The following is a 17,282-nucleotide window of genomic DNA, read 5'->3' on the forward strand; positions in this document are numbered from 1 at the left end:
CCGGCCTACCGGAGCGATGCGCGCGTCGCAGACAGGATGTCGTCGGCGAGGCCGGGATCATCTGTCGCGCGGGCCAGCACCAGAGCGCCGACCATGGCGGACAAATGACGCAGCGCCTCGTCGCGCGGTGTGTCCGGCGCGGTCAGTAGGGCCACACTCTCCTCGATTGCACTGGTAAAGGCGGCCCGGACCGGCGCGGGCTGGCGCGGCGCTTCGGAGGCGAGCGCGGCGAAGGCGCATCCCTCGGCCCGCATTCCGGCGTGCTGGGGCGACAGATACCAAGCGGCCAGCGCGGCGGCGGGCGTGATGTCCTTGCCCTGCCCCGCGGTTGCAATCACCCCGGACCATTTCTCGCGGTTGCCGGCCAGCGCGGCTTCGGTCGCCTCGGCTGCCAGTGCCGCCTTGTCCTCGAACTGCTTGTAAAAGCCGCCGTGGGTCAGACCGGCGGCCTTCATCAGGGCAGCGACGCCGATCCCATCATAGCCATTTTCCCGAAAAAGACGCGATGCGGTGTCCACAACACTCTTCCGGTTCTGCTCTGCGACTTCGCGACTGACGCGCATGGTTCGCCCCTTTAAGATTTCGATCATCATCTAATCTTGACGCCATTTAGATTGCAATCATAATCTATATTCGATCCCGAGTCGCAGCGTGCTGTGGCTGTCGGGAGCGGACAGACAGAAAGGATTCCCCATGTCTCTCGATACAAGACCCCCTGCGGACACTGCCTATACCGATGTTGACGGCACCCGGATCGCCTGGCGCAGCCAGGGCGAGGGGCGGCCGCTTCTCATGCTCAACCGGTTCCGCGCCGCGATGGCCGACTGGGATCCTGCACTGATCGACGGGCTTGCGCGCAATCACCGCGTCATCACCTTCGACAGCGCGGGCGTCGGTGCCAGCGACGGTACGGTGCCCGAGACGCTGGAGGGCGCGGCGGACGTGGCCATGGGCCTGGCGCGGGCAATCGGGCTTGAGACTCCGCATGCGCTCGGCTGGTCCATGGGCGGGATGACGGCGCAGATCCTCGCGGCGAAATACGGTGACGGGCTTGGCGGCGTTGTACTGGCGGGCACGACGCCGAGTTTCGCGGTCGATGGCGCCACCCCGGTGCCCGACGAATGGCTGAACGTCGCGACCACCCCCAGCTACACGGTCGATGACATGCTGTTCCTGTTCTACACCGACACGGACGCGGGCCGGCTGGCCGGTCGATCCTCGCTTGCCCGCATCGGCGGCGGAGACCCGGTGGCCGGGGCGACACCCAAGACCACCCTGCAGACGATGGCCGGACAGGGTGTTCCCACGCGGAAGTTCTTTGCCGGAGAGGACGGGGCCTTCCGCATGCTGAAGGACATCAAGGTGCCGGTTCTTGTTGCCAACGGTGACCGCGACCGGGCCTTTGCGGTCGAGAACTCGGTTGCGCTGGCCAAGGCGATCCCGGGGGCGCAGCTGTCAATCTATCCGGACGCGGGCCACGCCTTCCACTTCCAGTACGCGGACAGGTTCGCGGATGAGGTGACGGACTTCCTGAAGGTCGCCTGAGCGGCTGGCGGGGGCGGGATCCGTCGCGTCCGCCCCTACCGCCCCGGAATGTCGCCCCGCTTGGTCCCCGCCCCGGGCCAGCCGTCGATGGCGGCCAGTGCCTCGTCGCTGGTCTCCACGAAACGAAAAAGGTCGAGGTCCTCGCGCGCGATGGTTCCGGCTTCGGCCAGCGCCTCCCAGTTGATGATCTTCTCCCAGAAGGCGCGGCCGAACAGCAGGAAGGGCACGCGCTCCATCCGGCCGGTCTGGATCAGGGTCAGCGCCTCGAACATCTCGTCCAGGGTGCCGAAGCCGCCGGGAAAGACGCAGACGGCGCGGGCGCGCATCAGGAAGTGCATCTTGCGGATCGCGAAATAGTGGAAGTTGAAGCAGAGCCCCGGCGTCACATAGGCGTTCGGCGCCTGTTCATGCGGCAGGACGATGTTCAGCCCGATGGACTGGCCGCCCGCGTCGTCGGCGCCGCGGTTGCCGGCCTCCATCACGCCGGGACCGCCGCCGGTGGCGACGACCCACTCCTTGCCGTAGGTGGCGAGCGAACGTTCGGTGATGCGCCGGGCGAATTCCCGCGCCTCGTCGTAATAGGTCGACAGCTCCGCCAAGGCTGGGGTCTTCGCCGAGTCCTTCATCGCCGGTTCCGGGATGCGCGCGCCGCCGAACAGAACGACAGTGGATTCAATCCCCTTCTCGTCCATCACCATCTGCGGTTTCAGCAGTTCCAGCTGCAGCCGGACGGGGCGCAGTTCCTCGCGAAGCAGGAACTCTCCGTCCGCGAAGGCCAGGCGGTAGGCGGGGGCGCGGGTCTGCGGCGTGTCGGGCACCTCATGCGCGGTGCGGATGTCCGAATGTGCGTCCCGGAAAGAGGTCTGACGCTCGTCGTTCATGGATGGCTCCTTGTGGGGCTTCGCCCCCGACTATAGGGTCGGGGACGATAACCTCCAGACATGGTGAGAAAATGACCCAGTGGCGCGACGCAATTGCCGCAGCGGCGGACCGCATTTCCGGACACGCGCGGGTGACCCCGGCCGGATCGGTGACGATCGACGGGGCCGAGGTGCAGATCAAGTTCGAACAGATGCAGCATACCGGCAGTTTCAAGGTGCGCGGCGCGTTCAACTCGCTCCTGTCCCTGCCGATCCCCGACGCGGGCGTCGTCGCGGCGTCCGGCGGGAACCACGGGGCGGCAGTGGCGCATGCGGCGGCGTCGCTCGGCATCCCGGCGCATATCTTCGTGCCGGAGATGGCCGGACCATCCAAGATCGCCCTGATCGAACGCACCGGCGCGACGCTGCATGTGGTGCCGGGCGCCTATGCGGATGCGCTGGCCGCGGCGCGGGCGCATGAGGCCGAGACGGGGGCCGCCCAGATTCATGCCTATGACGCGGAGGCCACCGTCGCCGGTCAGGGCACCCTGATGCGGGAGTGGGAAGCGCAGGGGCTGGACGCCGACACGGTGCTGATCGGGGTCGGCGGCGGCGGGCTGGTCGGCGGCGCGCTCGCCTGGACAGGGCGGACGCGGAAGATCGTCGCCGTGGAACCGGCGCTGTCCTGCTGTCTGCATTCGGCGCTGTCCGCCGGGGAGCCGGTGGATGTGGAGGTCAGTGGAGTCGCTGCCAACTCTCTCGGCGCGAAACGGGTCGGGCAGATCTGCTTCGACCTGGCGCGCGATCTCGGGACCTCCGTCACGCTGGTCAGGGATGACGCAATCACCCAAGCCCAGCTCTGGGCCTGGCAGGAGCTGCGGCAGATGCTGGAACCCGGCGGCGCGGCGGCGCTCGCCGCGCTGCTCTCGGGGGCCTATGCGCCGCAGCCGGGCGAAAAGGTGGCCGTCCTGCTTTGCGGAGGGAACGTCGCGCCCGATCCGATGACGGCCGGCACTTCGGGCTGACGATTGCACGATGCGCCGGGATGGTGTCTAAGCCCCGGCGACACACGCCACACCAAGGAGGGTCCCGCCCATGTCCAACGCCCAGCTCGAATCCGCCATCGAAGCCGCCTGGGACGCGCGCGACAAGATCACGCCCGCCACCACCGGTGAAACCCGCGAGGCGATCGAAGATACGCTGAACGCCCTCGACTCCGGATCGCTGCGCGTGGCCGAACGCGGCGCGGACGGACAGTGGAGCGTGAACCAGTGGGCCAAGAAGGCGGTACTGCTCGGCTTCCGCATCAAGGACATGGAAACCCAGTCCGGCGGCCCGCAGGGCGGCGGATGGTGGGACAAGGTCGACAGCAAGTTCGCGGGCTGGGGCGACAACCAGTGGAAGGCCGCGGGCTTCCGCGCCGTGCCGAACTGCGTGGTGCGCAAGTCGGCCTATATCGCGAAGAACGTGGTGCTCATGCCCTCCTTCGTGAACCTCGGCGCCTATGTTGACGAAGGCACGATGGTCGACACCTGGGCGACCGTCGGATCCTGTGCGCAGATCGGCAAGGGCGTGCACCTGTCGGGCGGTGTCGGGATCGGCGGCGTGCTGGAACCGATGCAGGCCAATCCGACGATCATCGAGGATAACTGCTTCATCGGCGCCCGGTCCGAGGTGGTCGAGGGCGTGATCGTGCGCGAGGGGTCCGTGCTTGGCATGGGTGTCTTCCTCGGCCAGTCGACCAAGATCGTGAACCGCGAAACCGGAGAGGTCATGTACGGCGAAGTGCCACCCTATTCCGTCGTCGTCTCGGGGTCGATGCCGTCGAAGAACGGCGTGAACCTCTACTGCGCGGTGATCGTGAAGACGGTAGACGCGCAGACACGGTCGAAGACCGGCATCAACGAACTGCTGCGGGACTGAGGCGGCACGGGGATGTCGCCGGACACGCTGGTCTCCTGGCTCGATCTCCTCGGTACCTTCGTCTTCGGTCTGTCCGGTGCGATGCTGGCGGTGCGGCGTGATCTCGACGTCTTCGGGATCGCGGTGCTCTCCGTGGCGGCGGCGCTTTCGGGCGGGCTGATCCGCGACATGGCGCTTGGCGCGACGCCGCCCGCCGCGCTCGCCACGTCCTCCTATCTGCTGGCAGCCCTTGCCGCCGGTGGTGCCGCCATGATCGCCCACCCCCGCATTGAACGGTTCACCAAGCCGGTGATGGTTCTCGACGCGCTCGGTCTCGGGCTGTTTGCCGTCACCGGCGCGCGCAAGGCGCTGGATTACGGGCTTGAGCCGCTGCCCGCCGTTGTGCTTGGCGTGCTCTCGGCGGTCGGGGGCGGTGCGGTGCGCGACATCCTCGTCGCCGAGATCCCGCGCGTGCTGCGGGAGGAGGTCTATGCCCTCGCCGCCCTGCTCGGCGCCGCGATCGTGGTGATCGCCGACCTGGCCGGCCTCGCCCCGACACCCGCCGCCATGGCCGGGGCCTTCGCGGCGGCGGCGATCCGCATCCTCAGCGTCAGGCTGAACTGGAAAGCCCCGAAGGCACCGCGCCGCCGGGACTGATCCGTTTCATCTTGCCAGAAATACTCCCCGCGCGGAGCGCATGGCCCGGCATCAGCCGGGCCACACCTTTCACTCCGCCGGTTTCTTCATCGCGTCCGGCCAGGCGGTCGGATCGGTGTCGAGGTCCGGGAACTTCGCAGGATCGAAGACCGGCCGCTTGATTCCCGCCGACAGCTGCGCGCGGTAGTCGTTGATGATCCTCAGCGCCACCGGGAACAGCATCATCAGCGCCAGCAGGTTCACCACTGCGAGGATGCCCATCATCGGGTCGGAGAAGGAGAAGACGAAGGTCGCCCCCGGTGCCACGGCGCCAAGGAAGACGATGCCCATGATCGCCACCCTCAGCACGTTCAGCGCCATCGGATTGTCGGTCATGAAGGCCAGCGCGTTTTCACCGAGGTAGTAGTTGTACATGATCGACGAGAAGGAGAAGAGGAAGATCGCCGCCGTCAGGTAGTACTGCGCCCAGGCCCCGACGTGATCGACCATGCTCTGCTGCGTCAGCGCCACGCCATCAATGCCTTCGGCGCCCGGCTGGTAGACATCGCCAAGCAGGATGATGAAGGCCGTGCAGGAGCAGATGATGATCGTGTCGATGAAGACCGAAAAGCTCTGCGTGATACCCTGGCTCACCGGATGGCGGACATAGGCCGTTGCCGCGACGTTCGGGGCGGACCCAAGCCCCGCCTCGTTCGAGAAGAGACCGCGGCGCAGGCCCTGCGCGATGGCCGCGCCCATGCCGCCCGCAACCGCTTCGCGGAAGCCGAAGGCGTTGGCGACGATGTCGATGATGACGCCGGGCAGGCTGACGATGTTGATCAGGATGATCAGCAGCGCCATGGCGAGGTAGCCGATCGCCATGACCGGCACGACGATGTCGGCGGCCTTGGCGATGCGGTGGATCCCGCCGAAGACGATGAAGCCGGTCAGCAGGGCCAGCACGATCCCGGTCCAGAGCCGCGGTATGGCCAGCGAATCAAGCGCCGCCCCCGCCACGGTGTTGCCCTGGAAGGCGTTGAACCCGATCGAGAAGGAGGCGATCAGGCAGACTGCGTAGACCACCGCCAGCCAGCGGTAATTCGCGCCGAGCCCGTGGATGATCGACCGGGCCGGTCCGCCGCGATAGTCGCCCTCGGGCGTGGTGCGCTTGTAGAGCTGGGCAAGCGTCGCCTCGATCAGCGCGGAACACATGCCGACCAGCGCGATGGCCCACATCCAGAAGACCGCGCCCGGACCGCCCGCCGTGATCGCCACGGCCACCCCCGCGATGTTGCCGCCGCCGACCCGTCCGCCGACCGACACGAACAGCGCGGCGCGGGCGCTGATCTTGTTCGGATCCGCATCGGGGTCGCCTTTCAGCACCCGGAACATGCGTTTGAAGAAGCGGATCTGCACGAAGCCGCTGGCAATCGTGAAAAAGACGCCAAGGACCACAAGGAACGGGATCAGCGCCCATCCCCATGTCAGGTCATTGATCGCATTGAAGATGACGTCGAGAAATCCCATGTCCCTGTTCCTTTTCGAGGCTCCGGTTTTCCGGTTCGCCGTCCACTGGTCGGAAGGCCATGGGCGACAACCTTTACGCTAGTCCCGGAATTCCCGGTCTGGCAACGGTTTATGCGACCCGACCGTTCTCCTGTCGGAACCCGGAGCGGTTGCGCATCGTTTTCCGACGAATGGACACAATCGGAGACTGAAGATGCAAGGACTTGGATGGATTGCCGCGATCATCGTCGGCGCGCTCGCGGGATGGATCGCGGAAAAGATCATGAAGGCCGATCACGGGCTGCTGACGAACATCGTGCTCGGGATCGTCGGCGCGCTGGTGCTGAACTTCATCCTCGTCGCCGTTCTGGGCGTCGGCACGCTTGGCGGCTGGATCGGCCAGCTGATCATCGGCGTGATTGGTGCCTGCCTGCTGATCTGGGGCTACCGGGCGATACGCCGGACCTGAGGATCGAGGCCGGATTTAATCTTTCCTGGCGGGCTTCTCTCCCACGGGGGCGCCCGCCTTTTTCCAGCCACCGAAGCCGTCGGTGATGTGACTGACGTTTTCCAGTCCCATCTCCTGCGCGGTACGCGCCGACAGGGCCGACCGCCAGCCCGATGCGCAGTAAAACACAAAACGGTTGCCGGTCTGGAACTGCGGCTTGGCGTAGGGGCTTTCCGGATCTATCCAGAATTCCAGCATGCCGCGCGGGCAGTGGAAGGCGCCGGGGATCATTCCGTCACGCTCAAGCTCCCTCGGATCGCGCAGGTCTACGAAGGTCACGCCATCCTGGCCGTGCAGGGCCTTCATCTCCTCTGCCGGGGCGTGGGTGACGACCGCGTTGGCCTCGGCCACCATGTCCTTGATGCGTTTCATGTCGCTCTCCTCGTGCTGGTTGGTGGCGAGAATGGCCCTCGCGGCGGTCATGGGCAAGGGGGGTCGTCTGCACGCCCCCCTTTACTCCGCTCTTTACTCGGCCGACGCGATCTGAGAGCGAGAGCCGGACAATCGAGGGGAACCGCCATGAGCAAGGACAGGAAGGAACCGCGCCGGCAGCAGGTCTTTACCCTGCTGGTCGAGGTCGGGCGCGCGAAGGGCGACGGCCTGCCCGAGGGCAGCACCGGGGCGGCGCTGATGTGCTATGCCAGCGGCGTGGACGAAGCAGAGGCGGTGCGCGAAACGGTGGCGATCCTCAAGCAGGCGGAGATGGCTCCGCTGGACGTGACCGGTTACGGCACCATCGAAGAACGGCTGGCCGAGGGGCACGACATCCCGGACGAGGAGCGCGAGTTGATGGACCGGGCTCTGGAAGAGAATGCCGTCATCGTCGCGCAGGTCACCCCCTTCTTCGGCGATCAGCGCGACATCTGAGCCAGCAGCGCCGCCGCCTCGTAGTCCCTGAGCACCGGGAAGGAGGAAGCCGCGTGGTGCGGCAGGGCGCGGCGCGGAATGGCCGACAGCAGGCTGGCCGCATGCGCTTCGGGCGAGCGTCGGAGAGAGCCGACGTGCAGGCTCTCCATCTCGCATCCGGCGACGGTCAGCTGTTCCTGTTCCGGCAGAAGCAGCTGATGCCAGATCGCGGTATCGGCGGAATCGACGAAATGCCCTGTGGTGGTGGACACGAGGTGCCTTGCCGGGACCAGCACCCTTTCGCGGGCATAAAGGTATTCGACGTCGCTGCCGTCGATCACCACCTTCTTGTTCGCGGCCACGAAGGTATCCGCCGTCAGTCCGAAATAGGGCGCGTGCAACAGCACCGGGCGGAAGGCCCCGCGTGCGGGCAGGCGGGCGCGGATGGTGGCGCGGACCTCCGTCGGGACGCGGCGGCCCTCGACGTTGCGGGCAAGCACCATGTCGCCGGGCCGGATCCGGTCGGTGCGCACCAGACCCTGCGGCGTTTCGATCAGCGCGTTTGCCGCCAGCGCAGGCCGGGGGCCGACCGCGTGCAGGCGGTTGGAGACGGCGAGGTGGTTCACCTCCTCCCCCCAGTGTCCGGCGACCGGAGAGAGCGCGGCGAGGCAGAGCGCGTCGCGCGGCGGGCGGAAGGGGCCGGGAATGTCGCACCAGAGGGGGGAGGCATCGATATCCGGCGCCTCGACCCAGAGCCGTGCGAGTGCGGTGGCAGCGTCCCAGGTCACGGAGATGCGCAGGATTGGCGTCCGGGACAGGCGGGCGATGTCGACGCGGGCCTCGCGCGCGCCCTCGGCTGTGTCGAGCGTCAGCAGGATGGTCGCACCCGGCAGGTGCCGGACCGACATGTCGAAACCGGGGGCCTCGATCCGCAGAAGCACCGTCTCCCGGTCGGGGAGCGCGGCGTAAAGCTCCGTCATCAGGGTACCGGTCGTCAGGACGGGCGACAGATGCGCGGCGCGGGCGAGGGCTTCGCCGATATCCGCCTCCGTCGGCGGGCGGGTGCGGACGGGGCGCAGGGGGGACACGGCGAACCAGCCCAAGCCTCAGCCCCCGGCCCGGCAGCGGGGCAGGCAAAGCCTCTGGCCGCGCTGCATCTGCATACGTCGGTCCGTCACGTTATCTTCCGATCTTCTACCCATTGGCCCGCCGCGGGTTTTCCCGTCGGGGGCAGGCACCGGACCGGTCTGCGCCAGCCTGTGCCTTCGGGAATCGTGGCCAGCCGGCAGCGTGGGGTCAAGATCGGGTTTGAGTCAGCCGTGAACCGGCAGAGAGCTGCCCGGCGTTTGCGCTTTCCCGCGCGGCGGGCTAGCCAAGGGCAGCCCTGCCTTAGGAGAGACGCCCGTGACCACCGACCCCGTAGCCCTGACCGCCGACCTGATCCGCTGCCCCTCTGTCACGCCTGCCGAGGGCGGGGCGCTTGTCCTGCTGGAAGGCCTGCTGTCCGCCGCCGGGTTCACCTGCACGCGGGTCGACCGCAACGGCACCTCCAACCTGTTCGCGAGATGGGGCAACCGGGGGGCAAACCGCAGCTTCGGGTTCAACGGGCATACGGATGTCGTCCCGGTCGGGGACGAGTCCGCGTGGACCGTGCCGCCCTTCGGTGCTGTGGAAAAGGACGGGATGCTCTGGGGGCGCGGGGCGACGGACATGAAGTCGGGCGTGGCGGCCTTTGCCGCGGCCGCGGCGGATTTCGTGACCGAGACTCCGCCGGACGGGGCGGTCATCCTTGCCATCACCGGGGACGAGGAAGGCGACGCGACCGACGGAACCGTCGCGCTGCTCGACTGGATGAAGGAGAACGGGGAGGCGATGACCGACTGTCTGGTTGGCGAGCCGACCTGCCCAGAGATCATGGGCGACATGATGAAGATCGGGCGGCGCGGTTCCATGTCCGCGTGGTTCGACGTGACCGGAGTGCAGGGCCATGCCGCCTATCCGCACCGGGCGAAGAACCCCCTGCCCGCGCTGGCGCGGTTAATGGACCGGCTGGCGAGCCATGAACTGGACAAGGGAACAGACCATTTCGACGCCTCGACCCTTGCCGTGGTGACGATGGACACCGGCAACACGGCGACCAACGTGATCCCTGCCGCCTGCCGGGGGGCGGTGAACATCCGCTTTACGGACGCGCATACCGGGGCGAGCCTGACCGACTGGCTTCAGTCCGAAGCGGATCGCGTGGCGGAGGAATTCGGGGTGAAGGTGGCGATGCGGGTGAAGGTCTCGGGCGAAAGCTTCCTGACGCCGCCGGGGCCTCTGTCCGCGATGGTGGCCAAGGCCGTCAAGGCGGAGACGGGGGTGACGCCCGAGATGTCGACATCCGGCGGGACCTCGGATGCGCGCTTCGTGAAGGATCACTGCCCGGTGGTGGAATTCGGACTGGTCGGCAAGACCATGCATGCGGTGGACGAGAGGGTTCCGGTAGAGGACATCCGCGCGCTCAAGGCGGTCTACACGCGGATCCTGAGGGACTATTTCGCCTGATGCGCCAGCGCCTCGTGGTGATGGTCAAGGAGCCGCGCCCCGGCCGCGTGAAGACCCGGCTGGCGCGCGGGATCGGGACCGTTGCGGCGGCATGGTGGATGCGGCATCAGGTGGCGCGGCTGCTTCGGCGGGTCCGCGATCCCAGGTGGGAGGTCTGGCTGGCGGTGTCGCCGGACCGGGCGCTGCGCAGCGCGGTGTGGCCGGGCGACCTGCCGCGGGTGGCGCAGGGTGGCGGCGATCTTGGCGCGAGGATGGGGCGGATATTTTCCCGGCGCGGCGACCCGAGCGGCAGTCCGACCCTCATCATCGGCTCTGACATTCCTGGTGTAAACCGCGCCCACATCGCCCGCGCCTTCCGCGCCCTCGCGTCCCACGAGGCGGTCATCGGCCCTGCTCCGGACGGCGGCTACTGGGCGATCGGGATCCGCCGCGCGCCGCCTGCTGGAATGTTCGACGGGGTCAGGTGGTCCACCGGACACGCGATGGCCGACACGCTTGCCTCGATCCCCTCTCTGCGCGTCGCCGTCACCGACACGCTGTCGGACGTGGACGAACCCGGGGACCTAAAGATACCCGCCGACCCCTGACCACAGCAGCTTGACCGAGGCGACGACGAGGATCGCGTAGCACACCGCGTAGAGCTTTTTCTGATCCAGCCGGGCGTGCAGCCGCCAGCCCGCCCAGATCGCCAGCGGGATCGTGGGAACGCAGAGCGCCATGAGCACCAGCATCCCCCTGTCCGGCGGCGTGATCAGCAGCCATGGCACCACCTTGGCGATATTGCCGAAGGTGAAGACGATGGAGGTCGTGCCCGCGTACTGCTCTTTCGGCAGGCCGCGACCAAGGAGGTAGACGGCGACCGGCGGACCTCCGGCATGGGCAATCATGGAGGTCGCGCCCGAAGCCGCGCCTGCCGTCAGCGCCAGTCCGGGCCGCGCGGGCCAGCCCTGCGCCGACACGCCGCCGGACAGCCAGAACAGCGCGAAGCCGAGGCCGAGCACCCCCATGAGCACCGCCACCGCCCTTTCGTCCAGTCCCATGAGCAGCCAGGCCGCCAGTGCCGTGCCGATCAGCGTGCCGGGGATCAGCCAGGGGACATCGGCGCGGGACCAAGTCTTCGGGCTCCAGTAGCGAAGCGCCACGGCATCCATGACGAGGAACAGCGGGGCGAGCACGGCCCCGGCGGTCAGCGGGTCCATGGCAAGCGACATCAGCGGAATGCCGATCATGGCGATGCCGCCGCCGAAGGCGCCCTTGGCGAAGGCGATCAGGGACACGGCGGCAAGCGCGGCGGCGATGGCGGCGGGAGTCAGAAGGTCGGTCATGCGGGCGGTCCGGTTGGTCGGGCGGATGTCACTCCGCCCGGCGGGCCGGGTCAAGTGCAGGTGCGGGGGTGCGGGGGACGGTGCAGGACGGCACGGTGAGAGATACGCTAGCGGCCGGTGTCTGCCCCCTGCCGGCGTCATACTCCCCTTTTGCCGTCACCCTACCCCCTCTATAGCCGTCATCCTCCGGCTTGACCGGAGGATCTCCCCGACCCGCGAGATCCTCCGGTCAAGCCGGAGGATGACGTGGTGTGGGGACGGGTCCGGTCCCGCATTTCCATGTGACGCCACCCGCGCCGCGTGATACGCGGAAAGGCATGAGCCAGATCCCCTCCAAGGACGAGATCCTGCAATGGATCTCAGACAATCCCGGCCTCTCGGCCAAGCGCGACATCGCCAAGGCCTTCGGCATCAAGGGCGCGGCCCGGATCGACCTGAAACGGGTGCTGCGGGAGCTTGAGGAGGAGGGTCATCTCGAAAAGCGCAAGAAGACCTACCGCGATCCCGACCGCCTGCCCCCCGTCTCCGTGCTTGAGGTGCGGGGCCCCGACAGCAACGGCGACCTGACCGCCCGCCCGCTGGAATGGCAGGGCGAGGGAGAGGAGCCGGTGGTGCATCTGATCGCCCGCGCCTCGGACCCGGCGCTCGGGGCCGGGGACCGGATCCTCGCACGGCTGACGCTGATCGGGCACGGTCCTGATTACGAGGGGCGGCTGATCCGGCGGATCGGGGCGAACCCGAAGCGTATCCTCGGGGTGTTCCGCGCCGGGTCCGAAGGTGGCCGCGTGGTGCCGATCGACAAGGGATCAGACCTGGAATGGATGGTGCCCGCGGGCGCGACCCATGGCGCGAAGGACGGCGAACTGGTGGAGGCCGAACAGGTCGGACCCAAGGCCCGCATGGGCCTGCCCAAGGCGCGGGTGGTGACGCGGCTAGGCGATCCGTCCGCCCCGAAGGCGGTGTCCCTGATCGCCATCCATCAACACGGAATCCCCGACGATTTTCCCGACGCGGCGGTCGAGGAGGCGGATCGCGCGAAACCGGCGGGCCTGTCGGGGCGCGAGGATCTGCGGGACATGCCCTTCGTGACCATCGACCCCTCGGACGCGCGCGACCATGACGACGCCTGCTATGCCCATGCCGATGACGACCCGAAGAACGAGGGTGGCCATGTGCTCTGGGTCGCGATTGCGGACGTCGCGCATTATGTCCGCCCCGGCTCGGCGCTGGACCGGGAGGCCCGCAAGCGGGGGAATTCGACCTATTTTCCCGACCGGGTCGTGCCGATGCTGCCGGACCGGCTTTCCGGCGACCTGTGTTCCCTGCATGAAGGCGTCCCACGCCCGGTCATCGCCGTGCGGATGCGGCTGGATGCACATGGCGAGAAGCTGGGGCACACGTTCCATCGCGGACTGATGCGGTCCGTCGCGTCGCTGCATTACGAAGAGGTCCAGGCGGCGATGGACGGCGCGCCCTCGGACCGGGCCGGGGCGCTGATGGAGGAGGTGATCCGCCCGCTCTACGCCGCCTACGCCGCGCTGAAGGAGGCGCGCGAAAGGCGCCAGCCGCTCGACCTCGACCTGCCTGAACGGAAGATCGAGCTGTCGGACGAAGGCGAGGTCCTGTCGGTGAAGTTCCGCGACCGGCTCGACGCGCACAAGCTGATCGAGGAGTTCATGGTGCTGGCCAACGTCGCCGCTGCCGAGACGCTGATCGCGAAGAAATCCCCCCTCCTCTTCCGGGTGCACGAGGAGCCGCCGGTCGAGAAGCTGGAGAGCCTGCGCGACACCGCGCAGTCCGCCGGGTTCAACCTCGCCAAGGGTCAGGTGATCCGCACCGCGCACCTGAACCAGCTGCTGAACGCCGCCGCCGGGACGGATCACGCGGAACTCATCAACATGTCGACGCTGCGGTCGATGACGCAGGCCTATTACGCGCCGCAGAATTTCGGGCATTTCGGGCTGGCGCTGGCGAACTACGCGCATTTCACCTCGCCGATCCGGCGGTATTCCGATCTTGTCGTGCACCGCTCGCTGATCGCCGCGCATGGATGGGGTCCGGAGGGGCTGGACGGCGAGCAAATTTCGGAACTGGAGTCCGTCGGCGCCCATATTTCGGAGACCGAGCGGCGGTCGATGACGGCGGAACGGGACACCACCGACCGCTACCTCGCCGCCTACCTGTCGGAACGGGTCGGGTCGGAGTTCACCGGCCGGATCAGCGGCGTCGCGCGGTTCGGGGCTTTCGTGCGGCTGGACGAGACCGGGGCGGACGGGCTGATCCCGATCCGGTCGCTCGGCGATGAATATTTCCATTTCGACCGGGAGGCGGCGACGCTCATGGGCTCGAACTCTGGCCGGGTGATCCAGCCGGGACAGCGGGTGACCGTCAAGCTGGCCGAGGCCGCGCCGGTCACGGGCGGGCTGATGCTTGAGCTGCTGTCTCTGGATGGCGAGACGATGTCACACGGCCCGGTGGACGGTTTCCGGCGCGGGCGGGGCGGCAAGGGCGGGCCGAAGCGGAAGCTGGTGCACGCCAAGCGCAAGGACGACAAGATCAAGCGCAAGCTGAAGCGGCGGCGCTGAGGGGTCGCTGCCCCCGGCCCTGAAGGGCCTCCCCCGGAATATTTTCAGCAAGGTGAACGGGTTATCCGGCGGGACGGGAAAAGACCGGTGCGTCGGGGGTGGAGGCGTCCCTGTCGTAGGCATAGCCGCCGAGGTCGAAGTCGGGGATGCCGTCAGGCGTGGTGACACGGTTGGTCGTCAGGAAGCGCGCCATCGCGCCCCGGGCTTTCTTTGCGAAGAAGGAGATGGTCCTGGCGGTGCCGTTCTTCTCTTCGAGGAACACCGGGGTGATGACGCGGAGGCCGAGTTTCTTCGTATTCACGGCGCCGAAGTATTCCTGACTGGCGCAGTTCACCAAGGTGTCGGTGCCGAGCGTTTCGGCCTGCTGTTTCAACGCCTTCGCGGGGGCGTCGCCCCAGTAGTCATAAAGGTTGCCGCCCCGGCGGGTCTTCAGCCGCGACCCCATCTCGAGCCGGTAGGGCTGGATACCGTCGAGCGGGCGCAACACGCCGTAGAGGCCGGAGAGGATGCGCAGGTGATCCTGTGCAAAGGCCAAGTCGTCGTCGTCGAGCGATGCGGCGTCGAGCCCCATGTAGGTGTCCCCCGCAAAAGCCAGCGCGGCAGGGCGGAGGAGGTCATCGGCAGGCGCGTCCTCATAGGCGCGGAAGCGGTCGCGGTTCAGCCGGGCGAGGTCGTCGGAGAGATCCATCAGCCCCCTGAGTTCGGTCAAGGTACGCGCGCGCATCGTCCGGGCGAGGCTGTTCGCCTCGGCCAGGAAATCCGGCGTGGTCATCGCGTTCGGGCGCTCGGCCCAGTCGAGCCGCTTGGCGGGGGAAATCACGGTCAGCATGTCGGTGGTCTATCCGGCCTCGGCAATGGCGTCCAGAAAGGCGGCGCCGAAGCGTTCGGTGCGGCGGTCGCCGAGAATGCGTTCCAGCGTCGCCGGATCGCGCGGCTTCATCTCGACCAGTTTCGCGATGATGGAGGCCGAGCAGGAGAGAGGCTTTTCCGTCCCGTCCTCTCCGTGATGCAGGTCGCGCTGCAGGTCCATCAGCCGGTCGTAGAGCGCCCCGCCCTCACGGCCCGCCAGCTTCATGCGCTTGGGATGCATCTCCTCCTCCACGCCGGTGATGACCGACAGGAATGTCGCGCCATAGGTGTCGAGCTTCTTGGCCCCGACCCCGGCGATGCGCGCCATGGCGTCGAGCGTTGCGGGGCGCTGTTCGGCCATTTCGATCAGGGTGCGGTCGGTGAAGACGATATAGGCGGGCACGCCCTGCTGTTCCGCCAGTTCGCGGCGCTTGGCCTTGAGGGCGGAAAGCAGCGGTTCGTCCTCCTCGTTCACCAGCGTCCTCGCGGGGGCGCGGCGGTCCTTCGCGGCGGCGATGGTGTCGCGGCGCAGGCGGATCGTGTCCTCTCCGCGCAGGATCGGGCGGGCGGCCTCGGTCATGGTCAGCGCGCCGTGGCGGTCGGGATTTGGGCGGATCAGGTCGTGGCCCATCATCTGACGGAAGACGGCCTGCCATTCGTTGCGCGTGAGGTCGCGGCCCACGCCGAAGGTCGGCAACTGATCATGCCCGCGCGCCTGCACCTTGTCGGTGGCATTGCCGGTCAGGATGTCGATCAGATGGCCGGCGCCGAACCATTCCTCGGTCCGCAGCACGGCGGAGAGCGCCTTGCGCACGGCTTCGGTGCCGTCGAAGACCTCGGCCGGGCGGTCGCAGAGATCGCATTTGCCACAGGTGATTTCGGTCTCGCCGAAGTAGCGCAGCAGGGTCGCGCGGCGGCAGTCCAGCGCCTCTGCCAGCCCAAGCAGGGCGTTGAGCCGTCCGTGGTCGGCCATGCGGCGTTCCGGCGGGGCGAGGCCCTCGTCGATCTGCGACCGGCGCAGGCGGATGTCGTCGGGGCCGAAGAGCGTCAGCGTCTCGGCCGGGGCGCCGTCGCGGCCGGCGCGGCCGATCTCCTGATAATAAGCCTCGATGGACTTGGGCAGGTCGGCATGGGCGACCCATCTGATATCCGGCTTGTCGACGCCCATGCCGAAGGCGACGGTGGCGGCGACGATCAGCCCGTCCTCCTGCTGGAACCGGGTCTCGGCGATGCGGCGGGCGTCGGGGTCCATGCCGCCGTGATAGTGTATCGCGGCATGACCGGCCTCGTTCAGGGCGCGCGACAGGCTTTCCGTCTTGGCGCGGGTGCCGCAGTAGACGATTCCGGACTGTCCCTTGCGCGCGGCGGCGAAGGCGAGGATCTGGCGGCGCGGCTGATCCTTGGCGGCAAAGGCGAGGTGGATGTTGGGGCGGTCGAACCCGCGCAGGAACTGCTCGGGCGGGTGATGCGGGAACAGGCGGGCGACGATCTCTTCCCGCGTTTCGGCGTCGGCGGTGGCGGTAAAGGCGGCGACGGGAACGTCGAGCGCGGCGCGCAGGTCGCCGATCCGCAGGTAGTCCGGGCGGAAGTCGTGGCCCCACTGGCTGACGCAATGGGCTTCGTCCACGGCGATCAGGGACACGTCCATCCGCCGCAGCATGTCCTGCGTCCCGACGGAGGCGAGCCGTTCCGGCGCGAGGTAGAGCAGCTTGAGCCGGCCATCGGTCAGGGCGGACCAGACCGCTTCCGTCTCCTCCTCCGTGTTGGCGGAGGTCAGCGCCCCGGCCTCCACCCCGGCAGCGCGGAGTGCCCGCACCTGGTCCCGCATCAGCGCGATGAGAGGAGAGATAACAACCGTCACGCCGCCGCGCATCAGGGCGGGCAGCTGGAAACACAGTGACTTGCCCCCGCCGGTCGGCATGATCGCCAGCACGTCGCGGCCTGCCGCCACGGCGTCGACGATCTCTTCCTGGCCGGGCCGGAAGGCGTCAAAGCCGAAGACGTCGCGCAACAACTCCGTGGACTCGGCCATGTGCCCCCTAATGATCCGGTGTGACTGCTCTTATTCGGACTCACGGTCCGTTAAGGTCCAGTAAACCAAAATATGGGGGTCGGGTTCAAGCCGAAGACGGCATCTTGTGGCCAGTTTCCCTGCCACGCGCGGTCTCCGGCT

At 67.8% G+C, this 17,282-nt stretch carries 17 protein-coding genes; 9 read left to right on the forward strand and 8 right to left on the reverse strand.

The genetic code is table 11. The features are described 5' to 3' along the window. Nucleotides 1–5: 5 nt before the first annotated feature. The gene (locus IEV87_RS12890; protein WP_229737554.1) at nt 6–593 is read right to left on the reverse strand and encodes a TetR/AcrR family transcriptional regulator; all 588 of its coding nucleotides are present in this window, start codon (nt 591–593) and stop codon (nt 6–8) included. A 100-nt stretch (nt 594–693) separates the two neighbouring features. On the opposite strand from IEV87_RS12890, the gene IEV87_RS12895 reads away from it, so the two are divergent. After that, on the forward strand, nt 694–1,545 hold the full coding sequence (locus IEV87_RS12895) for an alpha/beta fold hydrolase (protein ID WP_188478069.1): 852 nt from the start codon (nt 694–696) through the stop codon (nt 1,543–1,545). Nucleotides 1,546–1,580: 35 nt separating this feature from the next. Here the strand turns inward: IEV87_RS12895 and IEV87_RS12900 are convergent, their stop codons facing one another. Next, on the reverse strand, nt 1,581–2,426 hold the full coding sequence (locus tag IEV87_RS12900; protein WP_188478070.1) for an LOG family protein: 846 nt from the start codon (nt 2,424–2,426) through the stop codon (nt 1,581–1,583). Nucleotides 2,427–2,497: 71 nt separating this feature from the next. Here IEV87_RS12900 and IEV87_RS12905 point away from each other — a divergent pair, with 71 nt between their 5' ends. From IEV87_RS12905 to IEV87_RS12915, 3 genes are all read left to right on the forward strand, one after another. Beyond that, entirely contained in the window at nt 2,498–3,430 is a 933-nt protein-coding gene (locus IEV87_RS12905; protein ID WP_188478071.1) for a serine/threonine dehydratase, read from the forward strand. A 70-nt stretch (nt 3,431–3,500) separates the two neighbouring features. Beyond that, a complete protein-coding gene (gene dapD / locus IEV87_RS12910) occupies nt 3,501–4,328 on the forward strand; it encodes a 2,3,4,5-tetrahydropyridine-2,6-dicarboxylate N-succinyltransferase (protein ID WP_188478072.1) in 828 nt (275 codons plus the stop codon). A gap of 12 nt (nt 4,329–4,340) precedes the next feature. After that, entirely contained in the window at nt 4,341–4,964 is a 624-nt protein-coding gene (locus IEV87_RS12915; protein WP_188478073.1) for a trimeric intracellular cation channel family protein, read from the forward strand. A gap of 69 nt (nt 4,965–5,033) precedes the next feature. On the opposite strand, the gene IEV87_RS12920 is transcribed toward IEV87_RS12915, so the two are convergent. Then, complete coding sequence (locus tag IEV87_RS12920) at nt 5,034–6,470, reverse strand: alanine/glycine:cation symporter family protein (protein ID WP_188478074.1); 1,437 nt, start codon at nt 6,468–6,470, stop codon at nt 5,034–5,036. Nucleotides 6,471–6,663: 193 nt separating this feature from the next. Between IEV87_RS12920 and IEV87_RS12925 the strand changes: the two genes are divergently transcribed. Continuing rightward, on the forward strand, nt 6,664–6,918 hold the full coding sequence (locus IEV87_RS12925) for a GlsB/YeaQ/YmgE family stress response membrane protein (RefSeq protein WP_188478075.1): 255 nt from the start codon (nt 6,664–6,666) through the stop codon (nt 6,916–6,918). Nucleotides 6,919–6,933: 15 nt separating this feature from the next. Here IEV87_RS12925 and IEV87_RS12930 read toward each other — a convergent pair whose 3' ends face one another. After that, on the reverse strand, nt 6,934–7,329 hold the full coding sequence (locus IEV87_RS12930; RefSeq protein WP_188478076.1) for a rhodanese-like domain-containing protein: 396 nt from the start codon (nt 7,327–7,329) through the stop codon (nt 6,934–6,936). A 147-nt stretch (nt 7,330–7,476) separates the two neighbouring features. On the opposite strand from IEV87_RS12930, the gene IEV87_RS12935 reads away from it, so the two are divergent. Next, nucleotides 7,477–7,824 (forward strand): hypothetical protein, encoded by a 348-nt coding sequence (locus tag IEV87_RS12935; RefSeq protein WP_188478077.1) that lies wholly within the window; start codon nt 7,477–7,479, stop codon nt 7,822–7,824. On the opposite strand, the gene IEV87_RS12940 is transcribed toward IEV87_RS12935, so the two are convergent. Continuing rightward, nucleotides 7,809–8,906, reverse strand: coding sequence for a Hint domain-containing protein (locus tag IEV87_RS12940; RefSeq protein ID WP_188478078.1), 1,098 nt, complete (start codon nt 8,904–8,906; stop codon nt 7,809–7,811). The two genes, IEV87_RS12935 and IEV87_RS12940, sit on opposite strands and share 16 nt — an antisense overlap. A gap of 301 nt (nt 8,907–9,207) precedes the next feature. On the opposite strand from IEV87_RS12940, the gene dapE reads away from it, so the two are divergent. Then, nucleotides 9,208–10,350: a succinyl-diaminopimelate desuccinylase gene (gene dapE, locus IEV87_RS12945; protein WP_188478079.1), complete on the forward strand. Its 1,143-nt coding sequence runs from the start codon at nt 9,208–9,210 to the stop codon at nt 10,348–10,350. Beyond that, complete coding sequence (locus IEV87_RS12950) at nt 10,350–10,937, forward strand: TIGR04282 family arsenosugar biosynthesis glycosyltransferase (RefSeq protein WP_188478080.1); 588 nt, start codon at nt 10,350–10,352, stop codon at nt 10,935–10,937. Before dapE ends, IEV87_RS12950 begins: the two co-directional genes overlap by 1 nt. On the opposite strand, the gene IEV87_RS12955 is transcribed toward IEV87_RS12950, so the two are convergent. Continuing rightward, a complete protein-coding gene (locus IEV87_RS12955; protein ID WP_188478081.1) occupies nt 10,914–11,675 on the reverse strand; it encodes a sulfite exporter TauE/SafE family protein in 762 nt (253 codons plus the stop codon). The genes IEV87_RS12950 and IEV87_RS12955 overlap by 24 nt on opposite strands. A gap of 317 nt (nt 11,676–11,992) precedes the next feature. On the opposite strand from IEV87_RS12955, the gene rnr reads away from it, so the two are divergent. Further along, entirely contained in the window at nt 11,993–14,260 is a 2,268-nt protein-coding gene (gene rnr, locus IEV87_RS12960; protein ID WP_188478082.1) for a ribonuclease R, read from the forward strand. Between the two features lie 61 nt (nt 14,261–14,321). Here rnr and yaaA read toward each other — a convergent pair whose 3' ends face one another. Further along, nucleotides 14,322–15,089, reverse strand: a complete 768-nt coding sequence (gene yaaA / locus IEV87_RS12965) for a peroxide stress protein YaaA (protein WP_188478083.1) — start codon at nt 15,087–15,089, stop codon at nt 14,322–14,324. Nucleotides 15,090–15,098: 9 nt separating this feature from the next. Further along, nucleotides 15,099–17,141, reverse strand: a complete 2,043-nt coding sequence (gene recQ / locus IEV87_RS12970; protein ID WP_188478084.1) for a DNA helicase RecQ — start codon at nt 17,139–17,141, stop codon at nt 15,099–15,101. Nucleotides 17,142–17,282: the final 141 nt, after the last annotated feature.

Source organism: Primorskyibacter flagellatus, from assembly GCF_014638275.1.
Lineage (GTDB): Bacteria > Pseudomonadota > Alphaproteobacteria > Rhodobacterales > Rhodobacteraceae > Pseudooceanicola > Pseudooceanicola flagellatus_A.